Origin of the sequence: Vibrio sp. D417a, assembly GCF_030248595.1 — a bacterium.
In the GTDB taxonomy this organism is placed as follows: domain Bacteria; phylum Pseudomonadota; class Gammaproteobacteria; order Enterobacterales; family Vibrionaceae; genus Vibrio; species Vibrio alginolyticus.
The window spans coordinates 67205-90352 of record NZ_JAHGAM010000004.1 but is presented as its reverse complement, the minus strand read 5'-3'; the positions used below and the strand labels follow the sequence as shown (position 1 = coordinate 90352).

Annotated in this window: 23 protein-coding genes and 2 pseudogenes; 11 read left to right on the top strand and 14 right to left on the bottom strand. The window is 41.6% G+C overall.

Annotated elements, in window-relative coordinates; genetic code table 11:
• The first annotated feature begins 58 nt into the window (after positions 1 to 58).
• Positions 59 to 2278, top strand: coding sequence for a hypothetical protein (locus tag KI742_RS04200; RefSeq protein ID WP_262628433.1), 2220 nt, complete (start codon positions 59 to 61; stop codon positions 2276 to 2278).
• Positions 2279 to 2722: 444 nt separating this feature from the next.
• Here KI742_RS04200 and KI742_RS04195 read toward each other — a convergent pair whose 3' ends face one another.
• The 3 genes from KI742_RS04195 to KI742_RS04185 form a co-directional block, all read right to left on the bottom strand.
• A complete protein-coding gene (locus KI742_RS04195; protein ID WP_005388788.1) occupies positions 2723 to 3124 on the bottom strand; it encodes a VOC family protein in 402 nt (133 codons plus the stop codon).
• A 250-nt stretch (positions 3125 to 3374) separates the two neighbouring features.
• A complete protein-coding gene (locus KI742_RS04190) occupies positions 3375 to 4202 on the bottom strand; it encodes an MBL fold metallo-hydrolase (protein ID WP_285384841.1) in 828 nt (275 codons plus the stop codon).
• A gap of 266 nt (positions 4203 to 4468) precedes the next feature.
• A complete protein-coding gene (locus KI742_RS04185) occupies positions 4469 to 5374 on the bottom strand; it encodes a LysR family transcriptional regulator (RefSeq protein WP_033906526.1) in 906 nt (301 codons plus the stop codon).
• 93 nt (positions 5375 to 5467) lie between these two features.
• Here KI742_RS04185 and KI742_RS04180 point away from each other — a divergent pair, with 93 nt between their 5' ends.
• The 3 genes from KI742_RS04180 (at position 5468) to KI742_RS04170 (ending at position 7882) form a co-directional block, all read left to right on the top strand.
• Entirely contained in the window at positions 5468 to 6379 is a 912-nt protein-coding gene (locus KI742_RS04180; RefSeq protein ID WP_137282668.1) for a DMT family transporter, read from the top strand.
• 196 nt (positions 6380 to 6575) lie between these two features.
• Positions 6576 to 7037, top strand: coding sequence for a carboxymuconolactone decarboxylase family protein (locus tag KI742_RS04175; protein WP_005376442.1), 462 nt, complete (start codon positions 6576 to 6578; stop codon positions 7035 to 7037).
• Between the two features lie 104 nt (positions 7038 to 7141).
• The gene (locus KI742_RS04170; RefSeq protein ID WP_213987061.1) at positions 7142 to 7882 is read left to right on the top strand and encodes a helix-turn-helix domain-containing protein; all 741 of its coding nucleotides are present in this window, start codon (positions 7142 to 7144) and stop codon (positions 7880 to 7882) included.
• Positions 7883 to 8001: 119 nt separating this feature from the next.
• Here the strand turns inward: KI742_RS04170 and KI742_RS04165 are convergent.
• Both KI742_RS04165 and KI742_RS23570 read right to left on the bottom strand, forming a co-directional pair.
• Positions 8002 to 8154 (bottom strand): annotated as a pseudogene (locus tag KI742_RS04165) (YcxB family protein); the annotation flags it as partial.
• Between the two features lie 203 nt (positions 8155 to 8357).
• Positions 8358 to 8540 carry a transposase gene (locus KI742_RS23570; protein ID WP_373417476.1) on the bottom strand — a complete coding sequence of 61 codons (183 nt, stop codon included), beginning with the start codon at positions 8538 to 8540 and terminating at the stop codon, positions 8358 to 8360.
• A gap of 380 nt (positions 8541 to 8920) precedes the next feature.
• Here KI742_RS23570 and KI742_RS04160 point away from each other — a divergent pair, with 380 nt between their 5' ends.
• Positions 8921 to 9490: a DUF6795 domain-containing protein gene (locus tag KI742_RS04160; RefSeq protein WP_256896086.1), complete on the top strand. Its 570-nt coding sequence runs from the start codon at positions 8921 to 8923 to the stop codon at positions 9488 to 9490.
• Positions 9490 to 10686 carry a lipase family protein gene (locus KI742_RS04155; protein WP_115386625.1) on the top strand — a complete coding sequence of 399 codons (1197 nt, stop codon included), beginning with the start codon at positions 9490 to 9492 and terminating at the stop codon, positions 10684 to 10686. Before KI742_RS04160 ends, KI742_RS04155 begins: the two co-directional genes overlap by 1 nt.
• Positions 10687 to 11512: 826 nt before the next feature.
• Here KI742_RS04155 and KI742_RS04150 read toward each other — a convergent pair.
• The 4 genes and pseudogenes from KI742_RS04150 to KI742_RS04135 all read right to left on the bottom strand — a co-directional run bounded on the left by KI742_RS04150 (position 11513) and on the right by KI742_RS04135 (position 13804).
• A complete protein-coding gene (locus KI742_RS04150; protein WP_256896087.1) occupies positions 11513 to 12007 on the bottom strand; it encodes a YcxB family protein in 495 nt (164 codons plus the stop codon).
• 224 nt (positions 12008 to 12231) lie between these two features.
• The gene (locus KI742_RS04145; RefSeq protein ID WP_005376453.1) at positions 12232 to 12492 is read right to left on the bottom strand and encodes a DUF5062 family protein; all 261 of its coding nucleotides are present in this window, start codon (positions 12490 to 12492) and stop codon (positions 12232 to 12234) included.
• 82 nt (positions 12493 to 12574) lie between these two features.
• Positions 12575 to 12943 (bottom strand): annotated as a pseudogene (locus tag KI742_RS04140) (threonine aldolase); the annotation flags it as partial.
• Positions 12944 to 13804 carry an immunity 49 family protein gene (locus KI742_RS04135; protein ID WP_213962485.1) on the bottom strand — a complete coding sequence of 287 codons (861 nt, stop codon included), beginning with the start codon at positions 13802 to 13804 and terminating at the stop codon, positions 12944 to 12946.
• 356 nt (positions 13805 to 14160) lie between these two features.
• On the opposite strand from KI742_RS04135, the gene KI742_RS04130 reads away from it, so the two are divergent.
• The 4 genes from KI742_RS04130 to KI742_RS04115 all read left to right on the top strand — a co-directional run bounded on the left by KI742_RS04130 (position 14161) and on the right by KI742_RS04115 (position 18318).
• Positions 14161 to 14775: a PolC-type DNA polymerase III gene (locus KI742_RS04130; protein WP_285384840.1), complete on the top strand. Its 615-nt coding sequence runs from the start codon at positions 14161 to 14163 to the stop codon at positions 14773 to 14775.
• 252 nt (positions 14776 to 15027) lie between these two features.
• A complete protein-coding gene (locus KI742_RS04125) occupies positions 15028 to 15555 on the top strand; it encodes a DUF6795 domain-containing protein (protein ID WP_033906518.1) in 528 nt (175 codons plus the stop codon).
• A gap of 117 nt (positions 15556 to 15672) precedes the next feature.
• Positions 15673 to 17433 (top strand): ABC transporter ATP-binding protein/permease, encoded by a 1761-nt coding sequence (locus KI742_RS04120; protein WP_172563780.1) that lies wholly within the window; start codon positions 15673 to 15675, stop codon positions 17431 to 17433.
• Between the two features lie 492 nt (positions 17434 to 17925).
• A complete protein-coding gene (locus KI742_RS04115) occupies positions 17926 to 18318 on the top strand; it encodes a hypothetical protein (protein ID WP_213962511.1) in 393 nt (130 codons plus the stop codon).
• Between the two features lie 40 nt (positions 18319 to 18358).
• Here KI742_RS04115 and KI742_RS04110 read toward each other — a convergent pair whose 3' ends face one another.
• The 4 genes from KI742_RS04110 to KI742_RS04095 form a co-directional block, all read right to left on the bottom strand.
• Positions 18359 to 19363: a metal-dependent hydrolase gene (locus KI742_RS04110; protein ID WP_213963209.1), complete on the bottom strand. Its 1005-nt coding sequence runs from the start codon at positions 19361 to 19363 to the stop codon at positions 18359 to 18361.
• A gap of 328 nt (positions 19364 to 19691) precedes the next feature.
• Positions 19692 to 20150 (bottom strand): hypothetical protein, encoded by a 459-nt coding sequence (locus KI742_RS04105; protein WP_054577846.1) that lies wholly within the window; start codon positions 20148 to 20150, stop codon positions 19692 to 19694.
• Positions 20151 to 20243: 93 nt separating this feature from the next.
• A complete protein-coding gene (locus KI742_RS04100) occupies positions 20244 to 21272 on the bottom strand; it encodes a phospholipase A (protein ID WP_285384839.1) in 1029 nt (342 codons plus the stop codon).
• Positions 21273 to 21498: 226 nt separating this feature from the next.
• Positions 21499 to 22002 (bottom strand): DUF2938 domain-containing protein, encoded by a 504-nt coding sequence (locus tag KI742_RS04095; protein ID WP_047101474.1) that lies wholly within the window; start codon positions 22000 to 22002, stop codon positions 21499 to 21501.
• Positions 22003 to 22086: 84 nt separating this feature from the next.
• Here KI742_RS04095 and KI742_RS04090 point away from each other — a divergent pair, with 84 nt between their 5' ends.
• On the top strand, positions 22087 to 22494 hold the full coding sequence (locus KI742_RS04090) for a helix-turn-helix domain-containing protein (RefSeq protein ID WP_021707542.1): 408 nt from the start codon (positions 22087 to 22089) through the stop codon (positions 22492 to 22494).
• 72 nt (positions 22495 to 22566) lie between these two features.
• On the opposite strand, the gene def is transcribed toward KI742_RS04090, so the two are convergent.
• On the bottom strand, positions 22567 to 23073 hold the full coding sequence (gene def / locus KI742_RS04085) for a peptide deformylase (protein ID WP_005388756.1): 507 nt from the start codon (positions 23071 to 23073) through the stop codon (positions 22567 to 22569).
• Positions 23074 to 23148: the final 75 nt, after the last annotated feature.

Genomic DNA, 23148 nt, shown 5'->3' with positions numbered 1-23148 from the left:
ATTAACCCAATTAAAAACTGTGTCGCGGAAATGCTACTGCACCATAGGAATCACAACAATGATAAACAACATTAAACAGCTTGAATCATCCCCAATAGCACGTACCAACATGGTTAAATTGGGTCTGTCGTCTACGGATACGATCCGAAAATTACTGCGTTCCGACTCTAACCTGTATCAAGTTGACTTTGGTTATCGATATTTCAAAAAAGCACGCGGTGAACGCTACGACCAGTTTTACAAAAGACTACACGTTGAAGTTAAACACTTAATACGGAGCAACTTATGCCTTGATGATAAACAAGATGTCAAATATGAGCTGACAAACTTGGGGAAAGGCTATTATGCTTATTTTTTTCTTAACCATGCTTTCAAAGTCGGTAGTCGAGAACACATTGAATTAGAGTCGCGTATCTCAGAACTTATTGCAAAGTTAAGCGAGAGCGGCAGTCTAAATAAACTAGTGGAAGGACTGTTCTCTCTACGAATAAAAATGGCCTTGCTAGAAAAAACCTCAGATATATTCGAAGCCGAAGCAAGTTACTTCAACTCTGAGATTTACCTAAACGCGCGATACTCCGCACTCAAAGGAGCAAAGAAGGGTAAAGGTGTTATCGAAGCTTTCAAGCTATCTGTATATGCGTCAGAACAAAATGAGCTGGCTTTCAGCCTTCATAAGAACAAGTTTCTCGTCAATGTAAGCAATGAACTGAGAGTAAACCTCGATGATGAAAGCATCTGGTTCAATACGGTTTCTGGCAAACAAGATGTTAATAGGAAACTAGACGCACGTGATTCAAAACTTCTTTTCTTTAAAGACCGAAGTCTCTATGGGGAGTCGCAAGCATATACTCTGAACGTAGTAATGAACATGGTACAAAAGTGCTTGGAACAAGCAGATATCTCTCACCAAGACATTACTTTCCAAGCTACTCACGAGGTAGATAGTTTTTCTACCGATTTGGATGCTTCACTTAGCAATCAACTTTATGTAGTAGAATCATCGTCTTGCTTTACTGATACACAAAGGCAGAGTTTCACAGAACGCTTGCAAGAAACTTTCCCCCAAGCTGAGTTTATAAGCAGCACCGAAGTCAACAAAATCGCCAATTCCGATAATAAGTGCTCTTTTCTAGTCCTAAACCCTGTTAATGATGGTAAAGGTAACAGCATTCATTCTAGTAACGCGCAGAAAAGCAGCGATGAATTCTCTGGATTTTGGCAAGCCTTCGAACAATATCAGAAAGATCCTTCGGTCAGCTGGGACTTATATACCAACCTTAAGCTCAATCGTTTAGAGAGCTGGCTGAAAGAATCACCCTTCAATGCGCCCCTACAAGGAATGAATATTGATAGTAAGTTGTTAGCAGATCTCGATTATATTGAAGAACTCAAAAACGATGCCGAAGCAAATTATGAACAAGATTTGAATAACTTTAGAAGTAAGCTTCGCAAATGCATTAACAGTCTAGACACAAAGTTCAAACGGGTAAAAACTGAACTCTGGTTTAAAGAATCTCTTCTAACCCTTAAGAGAATAGAATCTTTCCCGCATACATCAGGGCACTATACTGCATTTTACATCCGAGCACCTAAATACAACGATATGTTGGTTAGTCACGTCGAAGTTAAGTTAGATGGTGAGAGCGCTACAATTGTTAGTAACGGTGTCATTACGGGTGACGACGCTTGGGTAAAAGCAGAATATCCTGAGCTTGACAGAGTCACAAAGTTTTTTGATGGCTCCTTCTATTTATATGATCATCAAAATGATGTGCTACTCACATCATACACAAGCGGTAGAGTTCCAAAGATTATAGGCTCTGCTTCTTTTGATTCCGTTGAATGGTATTTGCATCAAGAAGATGAAAAGCACACTTCTGAAAACAAAGGGGATTCCTTTAACGATTACCTTATAACACGCACATATAAAACAGATAAAAACGTATTACCTTACTATCTTGTGCAAGGTCGCTCTAAATCCGATCCTTTAGCGAAATCGAATAAGCTGAAACACCATAGAATTTACCTAATGCCTCATAAAGAAGGGCTATATTACCTCGTTACTCATGCCCAACCCGCGAATGCGACTATTGCTAAGCAAAACCTCATTGAAAACCTGATTCTTTGGGATGCTAATGGTGACCAAGTAGAACCATTCAACCACCCTCTAACAGGTGCATTTTTAAATAGCTTTACGCTGGATATGTTGAAAAGTGGCGAAAGCAGCAAATCTTCAATATTTATTAAGCTAGCAAAACTGTTGATTGAGAACTAGGCTCTCTCCAGTAGTGCGTCCTTAGCTGATGTGTTCACTATATCAGTGTCACACCACCCAAGCAGCTGGTTCCGACTCGCTTGGTATAAAACCAATTTATTTGGAGATTTCAAACTATGGATGTATCCAACTACAATTGTTTTTTGAAATTATGTAAGTTATTGATTTTTTTCAGTTGGCTGGTTCCAACTTGATATGCCATGATCAGTAGAATCTAAATCGACAAAGGCGAACCGTTTGGTTCGCCTTTTTGTTTTTGCTGTGCCGCCCTAACATTTGTTGATACATCAAGAAGGAATGATGGCTAGTTATTGTTTGCACAAAAGTGATTTAGAAATACAGTGACTTCTGAGAACCTTTGAATTAGCACTAATATCTCAGAGCCTTAAAAGCTTGTTGGAAACTCCTCATGAACACTATGTTATGCAGGTGCTGTGTAGTTTCTCAGTTCAGTTGCAGTAAGTCCCACTTATTACCATAGAGATCTTGGAACACCACCACTGTCCCGTATTCTTCCACACGAGGCTCTTCATTAAATACAACACCATTTTTCTTCATCAACTCGTAGTCACGCCAAAAATCATTAGTTTGCAGAAACAGGAAAACACGACCACCTGTTTGATTTCCTACTGCATGCGTTTGCTCCGGTGTACTCGCTTGAGCTAAAAGTAGGTTTGTACCATTGGAGTTTGGAGGAGAAACTTGAACCCAGCGTTTACCACCACCTAGGTTGGTATCTTCAACCAGAGTGAATTGAAGTTTTTGAGTATAGAACTCGATAGCATCGTCGTAATTTTCAACGACTAGAGCAATGTTTCCGATTTGCTGCTGAACAGTTTTGGCCATGATGATTTCCGCTGTGTCAAAACGCTAATTGTACGCTATTTTGAGACTTTTCTAGAAAGCACGTAACGCCTTGCAAATGTTTAAGGCACACAATACGAATGTTTACGCACTGCGCCTTTGTCACTAGAACCGACAAACAATATAGCTGCCACAAGTGTCGAATCTTGATTGAGCAACTTATTAAAGCCTTAGCTATAACTCAAGAGCAAACCCCTAACCTAATAACGAAGGCTGCTCGTATACCACGGTATTATAGTTCTTCTAGCTTTACCTTAGCTAAATCTTCTTGTTGCTTAAGGAACATGAAGAAGTTTGCCTCACTGATAAACGGGTTATCGCTTGTGCCTAGTTTCTTCCTATTTTCAAAAAGGAAATTTTTATGTGGATGGTTCGAAAGGTTAACGTTCACAATAGGTGCCTGTAGTGAAATTTTTCTAATTTTCTCCATGCTACTCAGGAACTGGCCAATAACTTCTGGATCATGGCTACTTACGCTATGCCCACCAACGATAAAAGCACGATATTGTTCGCTATTATCTTCTACAGCGAAGTCTAAGGAATAATCACCTTCCGTGTGGCCAGGTGTGAGATAGAATTTAAACTCATGTCCACCAATAACCATGGAGCTATCGCTTTTTATCTCTATGTCTAAATTTGGAGGAAGGAACTTGTTCTCACCTTCGCTTTTGTTTGATTGCTGTATAGATAGTTCATGAGCGCTTTTGGTCATCACGACTTTGGAACCATACTTCTCTTGAAGTAACTGGGCGCCCCCAACGTGGTCAGAATGCCCATGAGTTACCAATATGTGCGTTATTGGCTTATCTTTTAGCCCTAGTTTCTCTAGGTTGATAGGTATCCACTCAGAGTAAGGGAAGTCAAGCGTATCAATGATAACAAGTCCGTCTTCTGTAGCAATGGCATATGATGAGACCCACTTGTCTCCTACATAATAGACATTATCAAACATCTGAAATGGTTCTACATAACCGTTCTTATCATTCATTGCTGGAACATATTGACTTAAGGAAGCAAAAGACGAAGCACTGAAAAGTAAACCTACAATAATTTTTTTCACGAAATCGCACACAAATATATCCTTAATAATTTCTTATAGAACTTCGCGGATGAGAAAGCTCTAAACGATTTTCAGAGGCAAATACAACTGCAAATACTTTCTACTTAGCTTGAGTTTTAGCTGACCGAATCACTTGTAAACTCGAATCCCATTAACTGCCTATGTATTCATGATTCTTTTAGAGGTTAAATAAATGAACTCAATTGAAGCAGAGTCATGAAGCTTCACTTGAGGTTACCGGCACAGCACAATGTGATAAACCTCTTTCAAGCAAACATTTGAATGCGATTTTTCCAATTTAAGACATGTTCAATAAATGCATCAACTCTTGCAGGCCTTTTATCGCGGTCTCGATACATAATGAATACTTCTTTACCCGAGCATTGCCATTCTGGCAACAAAGGCAGCAGGTTATGTTGATCATGATTTAGCTCATGAAAGTAATAGGTTGGAATCCACGCAATTCCTAAACCATGGATGACAGCGTCTCTAACTAGTAGTACATCATTTGAAGTGAATTGAAACTTTAGCGGATGATCAAATGTTTCATTGGTGATTTGATTAACTAATTTCCATTGGCTGTCGTTGTTTACCGTAATTAGGCGATGATGCACAAGTTGTTCAGGATGGGTAATCGGTTGGTGTTGTTCTAAATAGCTTCGTGATGCACAAAGCGCAAATGGAATCGACCATAATTTCTGAGCAATCCAGTCTTGTTCAATAAGATCACCAAGACGAAAACTAACATCGACACGGTTAGATACAAGATTGATTTTTTCATTCTGTACATCTAAATCGATACATATCTTCGGATGTTGCTCTGCAAATTCATAAACGCACCGCTTTAACCACATCTGTGTCATGTTAATTGGCGCTGATATTTTGATCGTTCCGCTTAAAGACTGACGCTCAGTCGCAATTCTCGATGTCACATTATTTAAGCTAAGAAGTAACGGCTCACAGAGTTGATAATATTTTTCGCCATCAGTTGTTAACGCAAAGTGGTGTGCACTGCGGTTAAATAGTCTGCAATTTAAGTTTATTTCCAGCCTTTTTAACTTCCGGCTTAGCGTGGCTAACGGGACATTAAGACGCTCAGATGCTTGTGTTAGGCTTTGATAGCGAGCAACAGAAACGAATAACAAAAGGTCATCCAAAGAGTGACGTTCCATATTTGGGATTAACCCTCTTAAATTTGGCTATTAAAAATCAAATATGAAATATATAGCATTATCGCGTCAAGTTAATTTTTATCAGGAAGATCTATGTCTAAGCATTTATCAATTTGGTGCGGTGTTGTTGTCGCTATCTTTTTTTGGTCTAGTAACTTTAACGTAATAAAGGCTATTAATAGCGATGTCTCTCCTTTGGATTCAGCGACGTTACGATTTTCCGTTGCAGCTTTAATACTCTTACTGATAAGAGGTACTAAACGCTCTCCATATGGAGCCAAACTCACACGAAAAAGTATGTTGTCGTTGTTTGTTATAGCAACCGTGGGTGTAACTATCCAAAACTTCTCTATTTTCTCTGCAATGAGCTTTACTACCCCAGTTAACGCAGCGGTTGTTCAGGCAAATCTACCACTTGTCACTATCTTGTTGTCGGGCTTTATTCTCAAAACTTCCATTTCGGTTAAAACTATTTTAGGTGCACTAATCAGTTTTTGTGGAGTGGTAATCGTCATTACAGGGGGAAATATTCATTCTATTAGCAGCAATAGTAATATTGGTGATCTATACATGTTATTTGCTTTAATTAGTGGGTGTTTATACACAATTCTAGCTAAGCGTTTAACATCTCATATCCCAGTAACTCAGCAGTTACGTTGGGTGTTAAGTATTGGTGCCATTCAAATGGTCGCTATAGCGATGTACCACGGCGACTTTAGCCTTAGCTTAAATGCCATAACATTTAAAGACCTAGCATTAATAGCTTACATGAGCCTGTTTGGAACTTTGATTGCTTATTACTTTTGGATGAAAGGCGCTATCGTTCTTGGTCCAGATAAGATGTCTCCATTATTTAATATTATGCCGGTATTCACTCTACTGATTTCGTTCATTTCTGGTGAGCAGACTCAATGGGAAAATGTTTTAGGCGTCTTTATCGTTGCGGCTGGTGTGTATATAGGTAACTCAGCACCTTTTGCTCGTTTACGGAAGGTGGTGGAGTAAAAATAGACGCCAACCTTAAGTCGCAATATTTAGCGCAATACTTTGTTAATTGGCATAAGTTTTCTTGGTTTCCAATAGGTACACTTTTCGCTTTCGTCGTTCACTCTTTTATCTAACTTTATTGAGTGCATGTCGAAAATCTTCAATCTTTTGCTAAGAGCGTTTTTTACTATGTAAAAAACAGAGGAGAATGACCATGAAAAAACGACTCAACTATATTGAAGTAGCGCCAAAAGCAATAGAAATCCTATACGCTCAGGAAGCTTACTTCCATGAACAATTTAGCCAATCAGAAACTATGAACATGATCATATGGGAACTGGTTAAGTTACGCATATCGCAAATCAATCAATGTGCATTTTGTATCGACATGCATAGTAAAGATGCGCTTAAGTTAGGTGAAAAGCCGGAACGCATATGGGGGCTTAGTGCATGGAAAGATATGCCATTCTACAGCGATGCAGAACACGTTGCGCTTGGCTGGGCTGAATTACTAACTGCTGGCCTACCAGTAGATGATGATACCTATCAGCTGACCTTGAATACCTTTGGAGAAGAAGCTATGGTCAACCTAACAATTGCGATCAACGCGATCAATAGTTGGAACCGAATAGTTAAGGCATTTAAGCCAAAGGTTGGAGTCTATAAACCTCGATAATTCTATTTGACGGTTCTTACTTGTAAGCCACTGCTTATACCTCAGCTTAATAGGATGAAAAGTACATGTGTATCACTTTCTCATTTAAGTTGAGGTTAAATAGGATGATTCATTTGAACTTAGAATTTGATATTTTAAAACCTCAAAAGGCTTTAGCTGGCTATGTTCAAGCCATTTGGTCAGCATCCGTCAAACCTGATACGACGCAAACCGTACGTAAACAATTACTCAGTGATGCTGGTACAGGTGTGGCATTCATTTTACAGAATGATGTACAAATGGATGGTGAGTGGCAAACGCCAGGGGTTGTCCTACTACCTGTGAGCATTCTGGCACATCAAGTCTGCCTACCGCCAGGCGCGGTGATGACTGGCGTACGCTTTCATCCTGCTGTTGGTTATCAACTATTTGGTAAACGTCTAGAACAGCTATTGCGGATTCAAGACGACCACCCTTTGGCTTCTTCTGCACTAGCAACATTTGAGTCTCTGCAAACAGCGCGTTCGCCATATGCAAGGATTTCTACGTTATATCGCTGGGTTCAAACACTGATTGAGGAATATGAACCGCAGTATGTCGGCCACATTATTGACCAACCTACAGGGACCATCAGTCAGCGCCAGAGAGAGCGCAATTTTCAGAAATGGTTGGGGATTACTCCTAAACATTACCAACGCATTAAACGAGTGAAGCACACTTTAGAGCAACTCCGAGCGCAACCCGATCTTACTTTATCGGAGTTGGCGCTGGAGCAAGGTTTTTCCGATCAAGCACACATGACTAGAGAGTGTAAGCAGATTGCGCGCATGACACCGAAGCAGTACGTCCGAAAGAGAAACCTCTAAACCTTATTAGCTTTCTACATCAAACCCAATTGATTCAGAATCGACCATATACTTGTTACAATGTTCGATCATATATCACCTACTTTTTCGATCGCTCATTCCAGCTTGATGTGAGTTGGTTAGCTCGCTTTTGATGCCGCGTGCCGCTCTACCATAAACGCGATCACTTCTTCGCTTAAGCAAGATTTGCTGATGTATTGGCGTTGTTTACCAAGGTGAAGGATAAAGCCCAAATCAGTTTGTTCGAGTTGGTCGATATCATTGATAGCTAGGTAGAGTTGGTAATCATGCTGTTCAACACGGCCACAGTATTCAGTGCCTCGGTCAGTCAAAACTCTCAGTATTAGCATAGGTCGAGCTCCAACGTCGAAGTATTCTCTCTGAGTGCTTTCCTAAGGTTGTTAGGACTTTTCTTACTGGCTCCAGTCAACTAAAGCTTGTACTTGCTTATCTGTCATCGGACTCTCAGCATTCTTTAACACCGCCCAACGAAGAGCTTTTTGCATGTCATTGTTTTTCGATCGTCATCAACAGCTCGTGTAAATAAATGCACTACATGGAACCAGTCGAGAGTAACATTCGCTTTCGGAAGCTCATCTTTGACACCACTCCAACCTGCCCAGGCACATCGATGAGCTTTATAGTGAACTCGAGGTATTTTCGCTGTGATATAGCAATGGTGCTGAAAAAAGTTGAGATGGCTCCATGTTTTATCGGTTATAAAAAAACAACCATCTGCGCGGTGGCTATTGTTAACTGATCTTCATGATAAGAATTCAGAATGAGACAATGAGTATGCAAGCTTACGAAATGGACGTGGATAAGTACTTTAACGAATAGCTCGGTATTTTTTTGCCAGAGGGAGTCTACTTATGTTTAACCCATGAAAGTAATAGACATGTCATTTACATTATTTTTTAAAGTATGCCTAGATATAAGCTTTGACATGACTTATTTTTGAGAATTGGGGCGGTTCTAGGCTAGCACTTGAGAGCATTAGGACATAGTATCGTCTCACGCGTGGATATGGGTTGACCTATGTACAATATTGGCAAACAAATGACTAAAATACTGGTTTCCCTTATGAGTGCCACAATATTATTGCTCTCAACAGGTTGTAACGCAGATATGTTTAATTTCTTCAAATCAAAAAAGTTTCAATACATACTTAGCTCAGAGATCACTGGTCGCTTATACTTAGACGGGAAAGCGTTTACTAGCGAGGTAGTTTATCTACACACGGCTTTTTCTAAAAACCGTTATATCACCGAGACAATTACGTCAGAAAATGGTTATTTTCATTTCGAACCTACATACCACTATCAGACGTTTAAAGAACCTGCCCTTCATGAATCCTCTAGCTACATTGGTATTTACATTTTTGTAGATGGAAAAAAACACTACTTACTAGAGGCTCGCTTTTCTGACGTGAAACCCTATGAATTTATTTCAGATAATCTTCTTGATTTAAGTTGTGAGATTAATTCGGACGAATATCGTTACTTTTTTAAAAATAAATTTGTTGAGAATGGCCTCGATCTTGAAATTATTAGTAGGTGTGATTTGAAAGGATTTTCTGAAAAAATATTACTAAATAAGGACACGTAATGGCAAAGTTAACACCAAAAATGGCTTCAGAAATAGCGGATATTCCTTACAAAGCTTATGAAAATAATGGCCGTTTTATCATGCCGGGCAAAAACAGTTTTTCAAATCACTTTTCTTTTTCTGAAGATGATGTATTTGATGGTTTTACAGGCGGTGTAGCGGGTTTATCCAATGTACCGGTATTGCGTAAAGTTATCCCTGGCTTGATGAGAACTTCAGAGGCGTTTGCAGTGGTTGGCACTGGTAAAGGTTCTACATTTGAGAATGAAATTGTCATTTCAATTCGAGGAACACAAAATGCTAATGACTGGATCACAAATGCGAATATAGGGGTGAAAGGATCACCAAACGGTTCGCCCGCTCATGCTGGTTTCAACAATTGTTTTCAAAGTCTTAGCCCCAAGTTGAAGCAGTATATTATGCAGATGAATCCTAAACCAAAACGTATACATTGCGTTGGGCACAGCTTAGGTGGAGCACTCGCATCACTTTGCGCTGATTGGGTGCGTAATGAGATGAAGGTCAGAACCACCTTATACACCTTTGGCGCTCCTAGAGTTGGTCTGGAAGCATACGCACGCTCATCGGAAAAGCTAAACGATGGTGTTTATCGATGTACGCATGGTGCTGATCCTGTACCAAAAATACCGCTTTGGCCATTTATTCATGCTCCAATCTCAACAGGCGAGTACCGCTTGGACTCTGGCACTGGGTTAAGCATATCAGCCCATTTGATGGCAAGAAACAAAAATCCGGGTTACTTAAACACTGCTTCCTCGGATTCTTGGGGAGCGTTGAAGAGGAAATCGAATGACCACTTATTTACCCCTATCCGTCTAAAGTATGAGCAACGAAATCAAGCTTCTTTTTCGGAGTATTGGGCCGATAGAATACAGGGCGCACTTATCACCTATTTGAAAGATGTGGCTCTTTTGTCAACGGTAACGATTCAAGCAGGCGTGATTGCTGGCTTGACCTTTTATGATTGGCTTTCAAGAAAGCTAGAAGCCGTTGCTAAATCATCTAAGCGCAATAAAGAGCAACTAAAAGGCTTATTAGGCCATATGCTTGTTTTTGCCGGTCACTATGGGACCATCATTGAGGATCTATCCGCCCGATTCATTAGATGGGTTTTCGAAAGAACCATTGGACGACTAGTCAGAGTATCTAAACAAGCGATATCGTTGCTAAGTTAACCTAACCATTGCAATGGCATAGTAACGTGATTGCTTAGTTAGAGGTGAACTCATCACCTCATAAGTTAACTGGTGACATTGACATAACGCCGCTAAATGGGATTCTTATTAAGCACTTTTTAGATGAAACTTTCTAACCAAATCGGGTCGCGATTTATCAAAACGAATTTGAAAATAATGAATTTTTCACTATTTTCAAATTCGTGATTAGGAGCCAAAATGTAGGTTTACAATTTCAACTGTTTTTGGATATCTGTTGGAAAAGTAACTTAAACAATTGACATTAAATAGATTTAATGGGAAATAGCTCTTACAAAACCCGAACTGCGCCCCCTTCCAAGCTGATGATGATGTAGGTTCGATTCTCGCTGCACACTCCATTCTCATAGGCTACTTTCCCTAAAACTTCGAACGCCTCCCATGGGGCTCGAATCGCAATTCCATGGATAGCCCCCTCAAATCGAATAAGTTTCTTCCGCATAGAAGTTACCTTTAGACGCATAAGTCCAACACTGGCCACATGAACTTTATTAGGGAAAATCCAACAAACTAACGAATGTAAAACCTTTGCCGAACATAGTAATCGAGCAAAAATGCTCTAGAAGTTGGCGTCATCACTTTAGGCTCACAATAAACTATCTCATTGCCACTTTTTTGGTTCAGTTTACACACTAACTCCGCAGCACACTTAAGGAGTCCATATACTGGAAAGACGCAACCAGAAACACCGAGTGTAGTGGTTCAGATTTTGAGTCTGAATCAGAGCTACCCCATAAGCATCAAACCCTAAGATCAAAAAAGCAAACCCACGGACTCGCTTTTTTTGTTAGCTCGCTTTTGATGCCGCGTGCCGATCTACCATAAACGTGATCGCTTCTTCATTTAAGCAAGATTTGCTGATGTATTGGCGTTGTTTACTAAGGTGAAGGATAAAGCCCAAATCAGTTTGTTCGAGTTGGTCGATTTCATTCCAAGCGAGGCTGCGGTCAACTTTACCGCTTCTGTAGCGCACGCCATCTGCATTAACTTCAAACACCACTTTGTTGCCACGACTTGAACTTATGGTTTGACGCCATAGCCACCAGGTTCTTTTGAAGTAAACGCTACACGCTTCAATCACACTCAATACGATAAAGAACCAACCGACGTAACCGTTAGGTAGCAGTTCAAACTCCAATAAAACCACACCAAAGATAAGAAACAGCATCCCTTTTAGGTACGCTTGTGGGAACTTCGTTGGCTGGCTAGTTTGATCATAACACTCAGCAAAGAAAGGTTTGTCGAGTATGTATTCTGTAGTGAATTCGAAATCTTTAGACATGTATGGTTACTTCAAGGCTTCTGTAAATGAGTAATCTTGGTTGCACTCTCGGAACACCTGCATTGTAGCGCTTCTCGGGATTTATCTTTAGTCCTTTTGATTCTGTTTTGTAAATCAATGGTACCGCCACGCCAAAAGACCTCGGTGCACTCGCCAAGATCAAACAAGGCGAACCATTTGGCTCGCCTTGCTAATTAATAACCTGTGTGACTTGTTGAGGTTTTCTACTTTAGAGGGTCGTTGTCTGGCAACGCACTGTGTATCCATACTGCCAGTCGGTGTTTGATGCTTGCGCCGTCTAGCTTGCTTTCCGGTAGTGGCGTGATCTGTTTAGCATCAACCAAGAATAGGTAAATCGCTTTTACTCTTAGAGGTTGTGGTGACTGAGGAAGGTCAAAGCCTTGTAGCTTCGCCATCTTCCCACCAATCTCTAGTGCCTTCTTAACCAGTTTGTCTTCATTGTGAAGCTTGGAGCTTTTTGACATTTATAAATCCTCTTCTTCGCTTCAATTAAGAATACATGAAGTGTCGCGTATGGCGTGTTAGTAAGCTCGCATATTGATAAGTTTATGCCTTCTTACCGAGTAACTGATTGAAAAACGACCTTAATTCGTCATCACCAAGATTGAGCAGGTAGTCACCAATATACCATTCAACAATCGATTGATTTGGATGTGCCGTGACTTGCGGGTTACCAAACCAAATGCCCTTTTCCGTGGCAAACGTGTGTTGGAGTTCTTTCAACTCTTCGCAGCTAAATGGCAGGATAAGGTGCAACATATTTGCTTGAGGCTGGGTTGGTCTTACCGCCAAAGATGGGAACTCATCAATGATCTTGTAGATTTGTTTTGTTCGCTCAAACAGAGCCCGCAGCTGCGCCAACCTTTCATCGAACGGCATTGCCGCAGACACTACATAAGGTGTTCTACTAATGATTTATTTAGAACAGAGATCATGCTCACCGTAAACGAGCCACTTTGGCAAATATGCGGTTTCTGGAATTGTCCAGCCATACTTATCGTATGCCAATGCAGCAAGACCAATCAGTTTCAGAGAAACATTTCCTTTTGGCGAATAGCGAACATCTTCATTTATGTAGAACTGGTAATGCGCCTCTAACGCATCCCTCAGTGCCTCTTGATAATGTGCCTCATCGCCATCGATAATGGCAACAAACACATTCACAAATGGAATAAACAAAGAGTGTACATATGGCACTCTGGTTGATTCTAAGTATTGCGGGGAGGATTTCTCCATCACAGTTTGCAATAACTCTGGTAACGCTGATGAATTGCTAAATACACCGTTAACGAACTCGACTAGCGCAACATTAAACGGCGTCTTTATAGAAACTAACGACTCATCCATGATGGTCATCAGCTCTACGCAGCGCCAATCTCTCGCTGCCATTGCTAAACAGATTTCATCCAACCAAGCATCCATTGTTCCTTCTGCAACAGAACGGTTACCCACTTCCGAAAAGTGTCGGTGCCCAACGGAAAATTCAACCACTTGGTCTGAATGATTGGCCAGCAAGTACACGTTATTCAGTAACTCAAGCGCCCTTTTTATGTAAGCTGGCGAGGCCTGATGTTGTCCGAATTCGGAAGCGGTGAAGAATGCCTCAAGCGAATCCCAAGCATCGCCTTTCATTCTTTTAAGAGGTTGCTTATAAAAAGATTGTTTTTCATCAAGCATTCTTTCCCAGAAGCTGTAGAAATCTTCATCTTCTTCACGAAAAATACGCAATTTTCTTTCTTCAGGTATCTCTAAATAATGATTCTTCATTGGTTCCATCGTTCCCTAGCCTCTCATTATAAGTTGTTCTAATTTTTTGCCGTGATGATATTCATACTCAAAATCAAGCCGTGAATGATGCCGAAGTTGATTTATAAAATCAATTTATAATCAGTATGTTGTATCGAAAGTTAATGCTTAATTGAAATGAATCGAAAAGCCGAAAAACATTTGAAATATAAGGCTACCGCACAAGCCGCGATGGGTAAGCCAGAACGTACCTGTCCATAAACAGTGGACGACGAACACTGACTTTGTGGAGTAAAGATAGACAGATATTCACCATTGTGTTCGCCTTTCTTTTTCTGTCGCTTTCGATAATACTCTTGCGCAATATTACTCAGCTGGAAAATTTTATGCCTCAAGCAAACTCTGTGGTCGTACTCGACTTTGAAACCACAGGTCTCTCTCCTACTTTAGGTGATCGCGCAATAGAAATTGGTGCAGTAAAGTTAGTCAATGGCGAGGTTGTCGATAGTTTTCAGCAACTCATGAATCCCGGTTTCAGAGTGAGTTCTTTCATTGAGAACTACACCGGCATTACCAACAATATGTTGCGATCGGCACCAAGCTGCGAAGAGGTAATGGCGTCATTTAGTGAGTTCATTGCAGGCGAAAACCTTATCGCTCACAACGCGTCCTTCGATAAACGATTTTTAGATGCGGAGCTTGAACGAATCAACTGTGGTTATTCGGGTGAGTTTGCTTGCTCCTTACTAGTGGCAAGACGGCTCCTTCAAGAAGCCCCATCACATAAGCTAGGTGAACTTGTTCGCTATAAAAATATCGACAACGACGGTGTTTTCCACCGAGCACTAGCCGATGCGCAAATGACAGCCAAGCTTTGGCTCTTAATGGTCGAAGGGATAGAAAACTCAGGCGTCGAAAAACCAAGTTTTCAGTTGATGCAAACGGTCAGTAAAACAGCCAAAGGAAAAGTCGACCTGCTACTCGCCAAAAGCCGTGCGTAACCCCCTCCGAACTAAAAGTTGATTCTAGTCTCTTCGACGTTTAAGTGATTTTCGATATACATGCGATATTGGCTATATCTGTCAATATCGCAGTGCTTCTTATTCAAAACAAAGATCGCCTGGGTCACTCTATCCTCCAAAACTTCTAAAAAAATCGTGAATTATGTCTCACCGATTTAGATACTCGCTATAGTCACTCGAGACAATACGCAACAATTCGAGGTGTATTCACTGACTACTGATTTGTAAGCGATGATCAACAATGTTTTTCTGTTCTTAGAACAGTTTGCAGCTTTACTCATACTCGTACTGATTTCTGTTTTTGCTGTTGGCTTTTTATTTTTTGGTAAGGAAGCTCAAGAGTTTACACCAAGCATAAAAGGACGTATTACGAAGAACGATACCCCCATAAAGAATGCAAATGTAGTACTTACCATTCGGTCAGAAAATCGTTCTTTCGAACGTAGCTTCACCACGAATACAAATGGGGAATTCAAGTTTGATCCTGTTTTCAGAAAAAGGAATAAAGTTCTAAGTATTTTCGACGGTCTATTTCAAACAATATGCAGTGTAGAAGTGACCACAACCGTTGCCAATCAAAAGGTTGTTATTTGGAAAGGAGTTTTCAGGCATCATGTCATCGGTATGAAGGAAAGAGTAAATATGTCTAATTTAAACTGCGAAGCCACCAACCCCATCAGAAAGTTTGAATTTCAATCCCATGGGGATTCCGTAAGTAGTCAATGTGACTTAAGTGATTACTTAAAAGTAAACAGATAGAGTAATGTTTACTCTATCAAACTCCTCAACTTCCTAATCCGAAAGCGGTAGTTCGCTGGTCTCACCAACCAAACTGGCTTACTATGCCAGGTACCTAAAACGCTTTGTGAGTCACTCATGAGCAGAAAAAATAACAAAAATCTCAGCATTCTTCTTAAACTCAGCACCTTTATTGCACCTTATAAATGGCGGGTTGCGGCAGCCTTGGTTGCCCTTGTCGCGACAGCAAGTTTGACGTTATCCGTTGGCTATGGAGTGCGCATTCTTATCGACCAAGGCTTTGCTCAGCAATCATTGCAAGAGCTCACCAATGCGATTCAGTTTATTGTCGGTGTCACATTGTGTATTGCCATTGGGACTTTCTTTCGCTTTTACCTTGTCTCTGCCGTAGGTGAGCGCGTTAGTGCGGATATTCGCCTTGCGGTGTTTAATCATGTGATTACGCTGCATCCGAGCTATTTTGAGACTAACAGTAGTGGCGACATAATGTCGCGCCTGACTACCGATACCACATTGCTGCAAAGCATTATTGGTTCATCGTTCTCGATGGCGATGCGTAGCGCTTTGATGTGTTTTGGTGCCATCATTATGTTATTCGCTACCAACGTTAAGCTCACGCTGATTGTGCTTGCTTCTGTGCCTTTGGTTTTGGTGCCAATTTTGTTTTATGGACGACGCGTGCGTGCTCTCTCTCGCCAAAGTCAGGACTCAATGGCCGATGTCGGAAGCTACGCTGGAGAAGCGATAGAACATATTAAAACCGTGCAAAGTTTTAGCTCAGAGTCGCATGAACGAGCGGCTTTCGCTGTCGAGGTGGAAAAAGCTTATGAAGTAGGCAGACAGAGAGTAAAGCAGCGAGCGATCCTGATATCAGGCGTTATTGTGATTGTGTTCAGCGCGATTTCAGGCATGCTTTGGATAGGCGGCAGCGATGTGATTCACGGAAAAATGTCTGCGGGTGACCTAGCCGCATTTGTGTTTTATGCCATTATGGTTGCCTCATCGACTGCAACCATTTCCGAAGTCATGGGTGAATTGCAAAGAGCCGCAGGTGCTACCGAACGGCTGATTGAGATCCTTCAAGTAGCCAGTGATATTAAAGCGCCAAGCAACCATTTGCCTGTCCGTGCCGACATGCCTGCTGAGGTTAACTTTAATTCGGTGAGTTTCAACTACCCTTCTCGCCCAAATCAACCAGCTATCAAAGAGTTAAATCTAACTGCTGAACAAGGAAAAGTGTTGGCGTTGGTCGGCCCTTCTGGTGCCGGTAAAACAACACTATTCGAACTGCTGCAACGCTTTTATGATCCGCAAAAAGGGCAAGTGTTGTTTGGTGGTGAAGATATTCGACAGTTCGATCCAAACGAGCTTCGACGTCAAATGGCGCTCGTACCACAACAACCAGCGCTGTTTAGCCATGATGTTTTCCATAATATTCGCTACGGTAATCCTGAAGCGACGGATGAACAAGTTATCGAAGCCGCGAAAAAAGCCCATGCCCATGAGTTTATTGAGAAGCTTCCCGAAGGCTATCACAGCTTTTTAGGGGAGCGCGGCGTTAGGCTATCAGGCGGACAAAAGCAGCGCATTGCGATTGCTCGCGCGATTCTAAAAGATCCAAAAATCTTACTGCTAGACGAAGCTACCAGCGCCCTTGATAGTGAAAGTGAACATCACGTTCAGCAAGCACTTGAAGCTCTAATGAAAGGACGCACAACGCTGATTATTGCTCATCGTCTTTCGACTATCCAACATGCGGATAAAATTGCGGTGCTCGACAATGGCGAGTTAGTCGATGTTGGTAACCACCAATCATTAATGCAAAGCTGTGAGTTGTATCAGCGACTTGTGGCATTGCAATTTAAGCACTTGGAGTAACGCCTAGTTAAGCGTTCAAAAGTAAGCAAAGGCGGACCAAATAATTTAATAACAGGAGTTTAACGATGTTTTTGTGTCAGTCCAGCGAGCCTTGGCGAGACTAAGAATCTAGCTCTGAGTGGTTAATGAGATAATTTAGACCATGAAGAGCTAGGATAGAAGATCCCACATCATGTCCCATCGTCGCTGTACAAGGTGACGAAATACAAAAGATGCCACTCGCAGTTAAACGAGCGGCATTAAACCAAGCAGCTCGCCTTTTAACAAAGGAATTCCAGTAAGAATCCAGTAACCAGCGTATTCTCCCTTCAACTAGAAACACTCGTTCACAACTACCATATAAAACCCAATCAACTTCATTTGTAACAATTAAGGTTTCAAAAATAGGAAATCATTACTGAAAAAGTTTACCGCGTTTTGTGTTGCTATCTATGGTTACAATGTTTGAGACATCAATGCCTTCAAACCAAGCAACACAAAAGCGGCACCGATATGAACAGCGAAGCGAAACAACTATTTTCTTATCTATGTCAGCGATACGATGCGCTTTCTCAAGAGCTTGAGTCTCGCCCTTTTCCTGAATTTTCTGAGACTATTACTCATCCTCTTGGGCACTGTTTAGTCCGTTGCCCAGCAGGTAGCCAACGCTTTTCTATTGTAGCAGTCAACTTTGCCCCCTCCGTTCGCGGGCAAGGCGTGCTTACTGCATTTATCGACTACATCAAACGCAATCCTTACCACTACCAAGGTGTTGAGGTTGCAATCATTGAAAACAAGAACTTAGCTAAACGGCTTTTGTCTCTTGGCTGGAAGTACAAGTCCCTGTTTGGCAAGATTTTCTTCGCTAGCAAGCCAACCCTAGTAAAGGACTTTCAGTCTGCGTAATGGTTATTACGACACCGCATCGACATCCAAAGTAAAACCATCACTCAAAATCCGTAAGCATGTTGAAAAAAACTTGGCGATCTTCTGCAGTACTTCCTCGATGAGCAGTGTATTCAACGTGCGCGTCTGCGCTGGCTTTTGGGGATAGATTGATTCCCCATAACGCATTAATTTGGTTTGGTACGATGGAATAACGCATATCAACAATTCGCATTTCATTATTCGGATCCGTCGCTACAAAACCGTTTGAAAACCAACGGAAACGTTCGATGTCTTTTGCTTGTTGCGATTGCGGGTTTAGCCACGGAAATTGCTCTTTTATATTTAACTTTGGAGTTGATTCGCCGGGGTAAATTTTTATTGAACGCCCTACCCTTACCGCATCTACATAGTAGTTATCTTCCGTTTCATAAATCAGCTTCCAAACCAAAAGGTTGCTAAAGCTTGGTTTGGCTTTTAACTGTATAGCCTTGTGTTGTCGCTCTTTGACGATTTCCCAACCAGCTGCTTCTGCTCTATCTCGTTGTATCGTTCCAAGGCTTAGGTAAGCCAGACACCATAAAAATGCAATTCGGGCATAGCTTGGGCTTCGCTTCAGTGCAGCAAACAAAAGCAATATTAAAATAGGGAGTGTGAAAGCGGGGTCGATTACCGAAATAGTGTTCCAAGCATAACGCGTGTTGCTTATCGGCCATAGAAGCTGTGTTCCATAACTGGTGCATGCGTCTAATAACGCATGGGTACTATAACCAAGCGCGCAGTAAAACCAACTCTGCCGGAAGCTTAGTCCTCGCTTTTTTGCGAACAATGGATACAACACCAAAGCACAAATGAAACTACCAAACGGGATAAACAAGAGCGAGTGAGTAAATTGGCGATGGTATTCCAAATACAGCAAAGGATCAGTTGAAGAACGGATGAGCACATCTAAATCCGGAGCCATCCCAGAGACCACGCCCAACACGCCAACAACTGCAAGGTTTCGCTTGTTGCTCACGGCCAGTGGCAAAGCTGCACCCAATAAACCTTGCGTTAACGGATCCATCGTTCACTTCCTTTAGATAGATGAAGCTCAGCTGGAAAGCGTACACGCTCAATAGTCGGTTCCAATTTAAAAACCAGAAGGTTCTTCGACATAAATTATCCGCATTTAAGTGGAAAATAATACACGACTTAGTCATGCATTTGCTTGTTTAGCAACAAACACCTTGATTTAGTGTAAGAAGGAATCACGCCGTTCGCTAGTGAACGAACAAATCTGAGTCTAGGCTTGTTTGGTATTTCAAACCCGAAGGTTTATCTGACGCGAAAAAACAAGGCGAACCAAATGGCTCGCCTTGTTTCTAATTTACTGAACGATAAACGGCAGGCGTTTAGTCTTGAGGATTCTCTTTCGCGTTGATTTCAGCGTAAGTGTGTAGCAGCTCCGTCAATGTTTTTACCCACGCAAAAACATCCGAAGGTACATTTTCGATTAGTTTTTCCACTAGAGCACAGTGTGTTTCTAGCGTGATCGCCTCTTCCAAACGGAATGAGATCGCGTAGAAATGCCAAAGCACCAATCGCGTCATTCGCTCGCTATTTTGCTTTGCGTTGTCTGAGTCATCAAACGCTTGTTGAATTTCACTCAGTGCGATTGCTGTCATGCGTAGCATTGCATCAAGACGTGCAGACAACATGCGGTCTTCACTATCCACTTCTTCTTGATCAAAAGTGAACAGCTCATTCATCACGTCTTCTGGCACCATTTTACTGATCATACGAGCACTAAACTCTTCCAGCTCATGGCGAGGCATAGTTACAAGACAATCGAAGGTGTAATCACGAAGCATAAAATCACTCTAGGTTAGAAATCAATTTCAGCCTCGCATTCTAAATATTGAAATTTCAATTGCCAGTGTTAATTTCTATCCATCTACGAAAAACTACAAAACACCGTTGATTGCAATACCAACACCAATCCGCTGCTGATTATGATCATAGTCGATCAAGCTCTTACCATAACCCGCTGAGTATTGTGCGTACCCCTGAACTTTGCCCCAAATCGGAAATGACACTCCCAGTTCTGCAAAACCCTTATGTGTTTGAAAGTTCTGGCGACCTAAAAAGGTAAACTCGTAACCATTCCACTTGTAAGCACTCGATAGCTCAAAGTGTCCCATATAGTCTTCGATATCCGGGTTATCATCACCTTTGGGATCATTAGGCGATGTCTTTTCATCTTCAGGTATACGCCACCAAGGCTGGATAGAAACCGCAAAATTGTCTTTTGCAAAGGTGAAGTTGGCATAGACACGGTTCCAACTGCGCGATAGCTCCTGTCTCTGACCGTTAGACTCATGTTCAATACCAAAACCTAACCAAGTCGAACCATCAAGTGGTTTCCAGTCAGTTGGTGTGTAGTAAAAAAGCTCTGGACGATAATTGGTTTCACGGAATGGACGAGATGCTGCACCCGTGTATACCTGCCAAAATGATTTAAGAGTCATTCCAAAAAACAGACCATCGCCATCAAACAACAAGTCATCATAGTTCATTGGTACTTTAAAACTGATTTGGAACTCCGCCTCTTCCTTACGCAGTTCATCGCCGTATTTGGTGTCGGCATACGCGCGTTTATTTACACGATCACTGTATGTAAACGGAAGAATATAGTTAACGCGATGCGCGACTAGGCTAAACGGTTCGAACGCGTTTTCTCGTTCTGATTCCAAACGCTTGTCGACCAAGCTTTCCTGAAGTTCTTCAGGCTCTTCAATTTCTGGATCTGCGGGCACTGTGCTGGTTACTGTGTCAAGCTCACACTGCGCGCGAATGCTCTTTACGGTTTCCTCACCTTTGCTTTGCTTTATTTTGTCTAGCAAACATAAATCATAAGCACTGGCTGTTTCTCCCATCGCAACTGGCGCTGCCAATAAACTCAGTATTGATATCCCTGCCACTTTTGAAGCCATCTGAAACCCTTAATATTCTTTATGTCAAACCAGATAATTTTAGTTTTTCTTGGTAAACCGCTTGCCATTCTGACGTTAAGGCAATGTTAAATGTCCGCCGACTTTACGTCTTGGATAAATGCAACAGACTTTAGACATATCGGTCAACTATGATCAAAGCGCAAAAAACAACCAAGAGTTGAGCATCATAGATAAAAACCACTCGTTTGCATGATGCTCATGTTCTCTATGCAAAATACTGGCTCGTAACTTTGATTGCAAACCCGGCTATGAATAAACCCAAACCATAACCCAAATGCGCCAATGTGCTAAGAAAACGGGCTTTCCAAGGTGTTGGGGTTTTACTCGCAGCAAAACCAAATCCTAGACAAGGTTGAATGACCAAAAATGGGAAGATCAACGTTACCACGCCTGTAATTAAGCTGGGCATTAGACTGGGCTCTACCAACCAATGATGACCAAAAACAGTAACGTGAGCCAAAGCGAAAGTAACGCCGATGGCATAATGAAAAAACCAGCCCAGTGACTTTTCTCCCGGCATCGCCTCTGACGCCATAATTGGCGCATGCATAAACTTTCCTTGGGGCATGTACAAAACCCAGCGCGCAACCAACGCATAGTTTAATGAAGGAATACCAAACACTCTCCTTTGTAACCATGCCCATAAATCCATTATCAAAGTGGCACCAATCCCTATTAGCACCGCTTGCAATCCCATTAAAAGCAGCATTTTTCTCTCCTCAAGTTTTTGATTTGTTAAGGTCTTAGTTGCATGCTACAACTTAAAGCCAACTTGAAGTCAATGGGGAATAATATGGATATTGCAGAAGTGGTTAGAAAATCAGGATTGCCGACTTCAACGCTCAGGTACTACGAACAGCTGGGGTTAATTCGCTCGATAGGAAGGAATGGATTGAGACGCCAATATTCACCAGAGGTACTCAATACACTCAATTTAATTAGTTTGGGGCGTATCGCTGGAATATCGCTTAACGAAATGGCAGAAATGTTGAATCAATCAGAAGTTTCAAAGCCATATATCGATCGTGACTTACTAACGAAAAAGGCACTTGAGATTGATGAGCAAATAAAACGTTTGAAAGCGGTGCGAGACAGCCTAAACCATGTCGCCACCTGCCCTCATGAGTCACATATGGACTGCTCTTCATTTCAAAGGCTTATGAAAGTCGTAAAGCGTTATGTCCCCCAAAAGCAGAGATGAACCGCTCTCCCTACCGTCCTATTCTTGATTTACAAGGAAGTAACTCGCGGTTGTGAGTTACTTCCTTTCATATTACTTAGCTTGCGATTTTACGTACTTCTTCACTTTTTTCATCGCCATTTTTTGCTTTAACGGTGAAAGGTAATCAATGAACAAGTTACCAGATAGGTGATCAATTTCGTGCTGCATCACAATCGCCAAGAACTCATCGCTCTCGATTGTAATCGGGTTGCCATCACGGTCTAGTGCAGAAACAACAACTGACGTGTAACGCTCTACATCTGCGTAGTACTCAGGAACAGATAGGCACCCTTCTTGACCAAGTGCTTTGTTTTCTCCGCTCACCACTTCTGGGTTAACCAAGATTAAAGGATCATTGCGTTCGTCAGAGATATCGATGACAACAACCGCCTCTTTTCTGCCTACTTGGGTTGAAGCTAAACCGATACCATTGCCCGTTGCGTAAAGTGTTTCTAGCATATCGTCTATCAGCGTTTGTACTGTCGATACATCAGTGACTTTTTCTGCTTTTACTTTAAGCCTTGGGTCTGGAATGGAGAGAATTTCGAGGACTGCCATACTTACCTTTCATATCTATAAATCGTAATTCGTGGCGAATTATACACACGTTTCTCGATACATAAACCTGCTAAG

Bases quoted from the DNA above. Each gene is read 5' to 3' on its own strand.
- KI742_RS04170 (WP_213987061.1), top strand. From the start codon at position 7,142: ATGATTCATTTGAACTTAGAATTTGATATTTTAAAACCTCAAAAGGCT.
- KI742_RS04125 (WP_033906518.1), top strand. From the start codon at position 15,028: ATGATCAACAATGTTTTTCTGTTCTTAGAACAGTTTGCAGCTTTACTC.
- def (WP_005388756.1), bottom strand. From the start codon at position 23,073: ATGGCAGTCCTCGAAATTCTCTCCATTCCAGACCCAAGGCTTAAAGTA.
- KI742_RS04090 (WP_021707542.1), top strand. From the start codon at position 22,087: ATGGATATTGCAGAAGTGGTTAGAAAATCAGGATTGCCGACTTCAACG.
- KI742_RS04160 (WP_256896086.1), top strand. From the start codon at position 8,921: ATGTACAATATTGGCAAACAAATGACTAAAATACTGGTTTCCCTTATG.
- KI742_RS04100 (WP_285384839.1), bottom strand. From the start codon at position 21,272: ATGGCTTCAAAAGTGGCAGGGATATCAATACTGAGTTTATTGGCAGCG.
- KI742_RS04145 (WP_005376453.1), bottom strand. From the start codon at position 12,492: ATGTCAAAAAGCTCCAAGCTTCACAATGAAGACAAACTGGTTAAGAAG.
- KI742_RS04185 (WP_033906526.1), bottom strand. From the start codon at position 5,374: ATGGAACGTCACTCTTTGGATGACCTTTTGTTATTCGTTTCTGTTGCT.
- KI742_RS04150 (WP_256896087.1), bottom strand. From the start codon at position 12,007: ATGTCTAAAGATTTCGAATTCACTACAGAATACATACTCGACAAACCT.
- KI742_RS04155 (WP_115386625.1), top strand. From the start codon at position 9,490: ATGGCAAAGTTAACACCAAAAATGGCTTCAGAAATAGCGGATATTCCT.
- KI742_RS04120 (WP_172563780.1), top strand. From the start codon at position 15,673: ATGAGCAGAAAAAATAACAAAAATCTCAGCATTCTTCTTAAACTCAGC.
- KI742_RS04180 (WP_137282668.1), top strand. From the start codon at position 5,468: ATGTCTAAGCATTTATCAATTTGGTGCGGTGTTGTTGTCGCTATCTTT.
- KI742_RS04175 (WP_005376442.1), top strand. From the start codon at position 6,576: ATGAAAAAACGACTCAACTATATTGAAGTAGCGCCAAAAGCAATAGAA.
- KI742_RS04130 (WP_285384840.1), top strand. From the start codon at position 14,161: ATGCCTCAAGCAAACTCTGTGGTCGTACTCGACTTTGAAACCACAGGT.
- KI742_RS04115 (WP_213962511.1), top strand. From the start codon at position 17,926: ATGAACAGCGAAGCGAAACAACTATTTTCTTATCTATGTCAGCGATAC.
- KI742_RS04195 (WP_005388788.1), bottom strand. From the start codon at position 3,124: ATGGCCAAAACTGTTCAGCAGCAAATCGGAAACATTGCTCTAGTCGTT.
- KI742_RS04095 (WP_047101474.1), bottom strand. From the start codon at position 22,002: ATGCTGCTTTTAATGGGATTGCAAGCGGTGCTAATAGGGATTGGTGCC.
- KI742_RS04135 (WP_213962485.1), bottom strand. From the start codon at position 13,804: ATGGAACCAATGAAGAATCATTATTTAGAGATACCTGAAGAAAGAAAA.
- KI742_RS04110 (WP_213963209.1), bottom strand. From the start codon at position 19,363: ATGGATCCGTTAACGCAAGGTTTATTGGGTGCAGCTTTGCCACTGGCC.
- KI742_RS04105 (WP_054577846.1), bottom strand. From the start codon at position 20,150: ATGCTTCGTGATTACACCTTCGATTGTCTTGTAACTATGCCTCGCCAT.
- KI742_RS04200 (WP_262628433.1), top strand. From the start codon at position 59: ATGATAAACAACATTAAACAGCTTGAATCATCCCCAATAGCACGTACC.